Source organism: Micrococcus sp. HMSC31B01 (assembly GCF_001816085.1).
In the GTDB taxonomy this organism is placed as follows: domain Bacteria; phylum Actinomycetota; class Actinomycetes; order Actinomycetales; family Micrococcaceae; genus Micrococcus; species Micrococcus luteus.
On sequence record NZ_KV825241.1, the window covers coordinates 1 to 5294 of the forward strand.

Below are 5294 nucleotides of genomic sequence, written 5' to 3' on the forward strand. Positions count from 1 at the left end.
TCACCGGCCACGAGCGCGCCGACGCGCTGGACGCCGTCGGACGGGCCCTGCACGCCGGCCGGGCCCGCCTGCTGGAGGTGGCCGCCGCCGAGACCGGCAAGACCCTGGACCAGGGCGACCCCGAGGTCTCCGAGGCCGTGGACTTCGCGCACTACTACGCGCGCCTGGCCCGCGGCCTGGACGCGGTGGAGGGCGCTCGCGCCGTGCCCGTCCGCCTGACCCTGGTGATCCCGCCGTGGAACTTCCCCGTGGCCATCCCGGTCGGGGGCGTCCTCGCCGCGCTCGGCGCCGGCTCGCCCGTGGTGTTCAAGCCGGCCCCGCAGTCCGAGCGGACGGGCGCGGTCGCGTGGGAGCTGATCGTGGCCGGGCTGCGGGACTCGGGGCTGTTCGACGACCGCGGCCCGCTCGCCGGGCACGACCCCGCGGACCTCGTGCGCCTGGTGACGCTGGCGGACGAGGACGAGGCGGAGGTCGGCGCGGCGCTCGTGACCGACCCGGCCGTCGAGCGGCTCATCCTCACCGGCAGCTGGGACACCGCACGGCTGTTCAAGGGGATGCGCCCCGACCTGCACCTGCTCGCCGAGACCTCCGGCAAGAACGCCGTGATCGTGACCCCGTCCGCGGATCTGGACCTGGCCACGAAGGACGTGGTCCAGTCCGCTTTCGGTCACGCCGGCCAGAAGTGCTCGGCGTCCTCCCTCGTGGTGCTCGTCGGCTCCGTGGCCACCTCCGAGCGCTTCCACCGGCAGCTGCTGGACGCCGCCTCGTCCCTGCACGTGGCGCACCCCGCGGACCCGCGCGCCGAGATGGGCCCCGTGATCGAGGCCCCCGGCGAGAAGCTGCGCCGCGGGCTCACCGAGCTCGGCCCGGGGGAGCGGTGGGCCCTGCGCCCGCGGCCGCTGGACGAGACGGGTCGCCTGTGGAGCCCGGGCATCCGCTCCGGCGTCCGCCCCGGCGCCGACGCCCACCTCACCGAGTACTTCGGCCCCGTGCTGGCCGTGATGACGGCCGAGACGCTCGAGGAGGCGATCGGGATCGTGAACGCCGTGGACTACGGCCTCACCTCCGGGCTGCACTCGCTGGACCGGGAGGAGATCGACGTGTGGCTGCGCGGCGTGCGCGCCGGCAACCTCTACGTGAACCGCGGCATCACCGGGGCCATCGTGCGCCGCCAGCCCTTCGGCGGCTGGAAGCGTTCCGTCGTCGGCCCCACCACGAAGGCCGGCGGGCCGCACTACCTGCATGGCCTCGTGGACTGGGAGGACGCGCCCACGTGGGCCGGGGGAGAGGGACGGCCCGGGGCCGAGGCCGACGGTGCGGGCGCATCCTGGCTCGAGACCGCCCGCGCCCTCGACACCCACGCGTGGACCACCGTGTTCGGGGTGGCCACGGACGTCTCCGCGCTCGAGGCCGAGCGGAACGTGCTGCGTCACGTCCCCACCCCGGTCCTCGTGCGCCGGCACTCGGGGCCCGCCGACCACCTGCTGCGCATCGTCTCCGCCGGCCTGCGCGCCGGGGCGCCCATGACCGTGAGCCTGCGCCCGACCCCCACCGCGGAGGGGCCCGACGCGGACGGGCTCTCGGCCGAGGCCGTGCGCGGCCGGGTGGAGGAGCTGGTCCGGTCCGTCCGCACGGAGGGTGCCGGCACGTCCGCGCCGGTGGACGTCGTCGTCGAGGACGACGCCGCGTTCCACGACCGCGCCCGGCGGCTGGCCCTCATCCCGCCCGCAGCGGAGGGCGGCGGCGACGCACGGATCCGGCTCGTCGCCGACTGGACCGGCGACCGGGAGGCGGCCGAGGCGGCGCGGCGCGCGCTGCACGCGGCGCTCGGCGACACCCCCGACGTGGCGGTCTACGCTGGCCCCGTGGTGAGCGCCGGCGAGGTGGAGCTGCTGCCGTTCCTGCACGAACAGGCCGTGTCCGTGACCGCCCACCGGTTCGGCACGCCGGACCATCTGACCGAGGGGGTCCTGTGACCCCGAGGAGGAACCTCCGATGCATCTGATCCCCCGCACGATCTGGGTCGTCGCCCGCGCCCGCCGCCGCCCGCGCGCCGGACTCTGGGAGCCGACGACGCTGCCGATGCGCGCCCTGCCCACGGACGTGGACATGGCCCTGCACGTCAACAACGGCCAGTACTTCGGGCTGTTCGACCTCGGCCGCTTCGACGCGATGGTCCGCACCGGCCTGTGGGACGAGATCCGCCGTCGCGGCTGGACGCCCGTGGTGCAGGCCGAGCAGATTGCGTTCCGCCGCTCGGTGACCCTGGGGCAGCGGTTCGACGTGGAGACGCGGATGATCGGCCTGGATGAGCGCGCGGTGTGGTTCGAGCAGCGCGTGGTGGTCGACGGCGACGTCGCGGTGCGCGCGTACATCTGCACGCGCCTGCGCAAGAAGGACGGCCGCCCCGTGGAGAACGACGAGGTCCGGGCGATCGCGGCGGCGGCCGGCCACGACCTCGCGGGGGAGCCGACGCTGCCGGAGTGGCTGCACGAGTGGCGGCGCAGCGTGGCCCTGCCGTCGGCCCGGACGCCCCTGCCCCACACGTGGGACCTCGACACAGTGCGGCGAGGATGAACGTTCGAGTGATATGGGGCACGATGGTCGGGTGAACAACAGACTCCTGATCGTCGCGACCCTCTCGCTGGCCGCGCTCGTCGTCGTGCTGGTGGCCGCCATCGGCGGCGGCGCGTGGTGGGTGCTGGCGGTGCTCCTGGTGGCGCTGCTCGTGCTCGCCGTGTGGGACATGACCCAGAAGCGGCACGCGATCCTCCGCAACTACCCCGTGCTCGGCCACATGCGGTATCTGCTGGAGTCGATCCGCCCCGAGATCCAGCAGTACTTCATCGAGCGCAACTTCGACGGCAAGCCGTTCGACCGGGACACCCGCTCGATCGTCTACGCCCGTGCGAAGGGCCTGGACAGCCACAAGGCGTTCGGCACCGAGCGGGACACCTCGGAGATCGGCTACGAGTTCCTGTTGCACTCCACCGCCCCGGTCAACCCGCCGGAGGAGCCCCCCACGGTGCGGATCGGCGGCCCGGACTGCCGCCGGCCCGTGGACATCTCGCTGATGAACATCTCGTCCATGTCCTTCGGCTCCCTCTCCGCCAACGCCGTGATCGCCATGAACAAGGGCGCCGGCCTGGGCGGGTTCATCCACGAGACCGGCGAGGGCGGCCTCACCAAGTACCACCGCGGCAACGGCGCGGACCTGTTCTGGGAGATCGGCTCCGGCTACTTCGGCTGCCGCAACGAGGACGGCACCTTCAGCCCGGAGAAGTTCGCCGAGAAGGCGCTGCTGCCCGAGGTCAAGGGCATCACCATCAAGATCTCCCAGGGCGCGAAGCCCGGCCTGGGCGGCATGCTGCCCAAGGAGAAGATCTCCCCCGAGATCGCCGAGGCCCGTGAGATCCCGATGGACAAGGACTGCCTGTCCCCGGCGTCCCACTCCGCGTTCCGCACCCCGCGCGAGATGGTCAGGTTCATCGAGCAGCTCCGTGAGCTCTCGGACGGCAAGCCGATCGGCATCAAGTTCTGCGTGGGCTCCCGCGTGGACGTGCTGGCCATGACCAAGGCCATCTGGGAGGAGCGGATCGCCCCCGACTTCATCATCGTGGACGGCTCCGAGGGCGGCACCGGCGCCGCCCCGCTCGAGTACTCGGACCGCGTGGGCACCCCGCTGACCGAGGGCCTCATGCTCGTGCACAACGCGCTCGTGGGCACCGGCCTGCGCCACATGATCAAGCTCGGCGCGGCCGGCAAGGTCGCCACCGGTTCGGACATCGTCAAGCGTCTGATCCAGGGCGCGGACTTCACCATGTCCGCCCGCGCGATGATGATGGCCACCGGGTGCATCCAGGCGCAGAAGTGCCACACGAACGAGTGCCCCGTGGGGGTGGCCACGCAGGACCCGCGTCTGATGCGCGCCCTCGACGTGGAGGACAAGGGCAACCGCGTCTTCAACTACCACCGCCTGACCGTGCGCGAGGCCGTGCAGATCATGGCGTCCATGGGCCTGACGCATCCGTCCCAGCTGAACACCCGCATGCTGCGCCGCCGCGTGGACCACCTGAGCACCCGCTCGTACGCGTCCATCTACCACTGGCTGCGCACGGACGAGCTGCTCAACGACCCGCCCGCCGGCTGGGCCATGGACTGGGAGGAGGCGGACGCGGACCACTTCGGCGAGCACGCCCGCGTGGACTACCTCACCGAGCGCGACCCCCAGTGGCGCTCCGAGCTGCTGATCCCGGGCCGCAAGGCGGCCGGCGCCCCCGTGCAGGGCTCCCCCATCTCCGGGACGGGCTCCACGCTCGTCGACGCCCGGCAGACCGAGTCCGTGCCGCTGACGACGTCGCCGATGCCGCGCGTCAGCTCGTTGGGTGAGGGTGAGTCGCTGTCCCCGCACGGCGGCCGTCGTCGGGCCCCGCAGGATCCGGCACCCGCCGCCACCGCCGGCGAGACGCCCACCGACGAGAACGAGGGCCTGCCGGCGGAGGCCGGCGAGCGGCCCGAGCGCCAGGACGGCGAGGAGGTCACCCAGCGGGGGACCACCGGCCGCGTCGAGGGCGAGCACCGCGGCGAGGGCCGCGTCGGCTGACCCACCCCCGCAGTCACCCCCGCTTTCGAGGCGGGAAATCCACCTCACACGACGCCCCCGGGCGCCCATGAGATAGATTTCCCGCCTCGTCGCGTGAGGGGTCGTAGCCTGGGGCCGTGACCCTGCCCGCCCCCGCCGCTCGCCGCCCCTCCGCGGCCCTGCTGTGGGTGCTGCTGGCGGCGATGGGCGCCGGGCCCCTGTTCAACTACGGCGTCTCCGCCTCCTCCACGGTCGTGATGGAGCGGCTCGACGTCACCTCGGGCCAGCTCGGCACCGTGATGACGGTCGTGTTCGCGGCGGCCGCCGTCACCTCGCTCGGCCTCGGCCGGGCCGCCGACCGCCTGTCCGCCCGCGCACAGCTGAGCATCATCTTCGGCGGCACCGCCGCGGCGCTCGTGCTCGGCGCCGTCGCCCCGTCCCTGCCCGTGCTGTACGCGGCGGCCGCCGTGGCGGGCGTCACGCAGGCCATCTCCAACCCCACCACGAACCGGATCATCCGGACCGTGGTGCCGCCGGAGAGGCGCATCGGGTGGGTCGGGGTGAAGCAGTCCGGCGTGCAGGCGGCCCAGCTGGTCGGCGGCCTGTTCTTCCCGGCCGCGTCCCTCGCCCTCGGCTGGACGGGCGCCGCGCTGGGGGCCGCGGTGCTCATCGGGGCGCTCTGGGTGCTCGCCCTGGTCGCCGCCCCGCCGCT

4 protein-coding genes are annotated in these 5294 nt (G+C 73.6%); all 4 read left to right on the forward strand.

Annotated elements, in window-relative coordinates; genetic code table 11:
• Nucleotides 1–1976, forward strand: a 1976-nt coding sequence (locus tag HMPREF3105_RS08885; RefSeq protein WP_141762475.1) for an aldehyde dehydrogenase family protein, incomplete at its 5' end; no start/stop codon positions are given.
• A gap of 19 nt (nucleotides 1977–1995) precedes the next feature.
• Nucleotides 1996–2577, forward strand: coding sequence for an acyl-CoA thioesterase (locus tag HMPREF3105_RS08890; protein WP_036316171.1), 582 nt, complete (start codon nucleotides 1996–1998; stop codon nucleotides 2575–2577).
• A 13-nt stretch (nucleotides 2578–2590) separates the two neighbouring features.
• Complete coding sequence (locus tag HMPREF3105_RS08895) at nucleotides 2591–4603, forward strand: FMN-binding glutamate synthase family protein (RefSeq protein ID WP_070709275.1); 2013 nt, start codon at nucleotides 2591–2593, stop codon at nucleotides 4601–4603.
• Nucleotides 4604–4719: 116 nt separating this feature from the next.
• The coding region (locus tag HMPREF3105_RS08900) for an MFS transporter (protein ID WP_141762476.1) at nucleotides 4720–5294 on the forward strand (575 nt) is incomplete at its 3' end.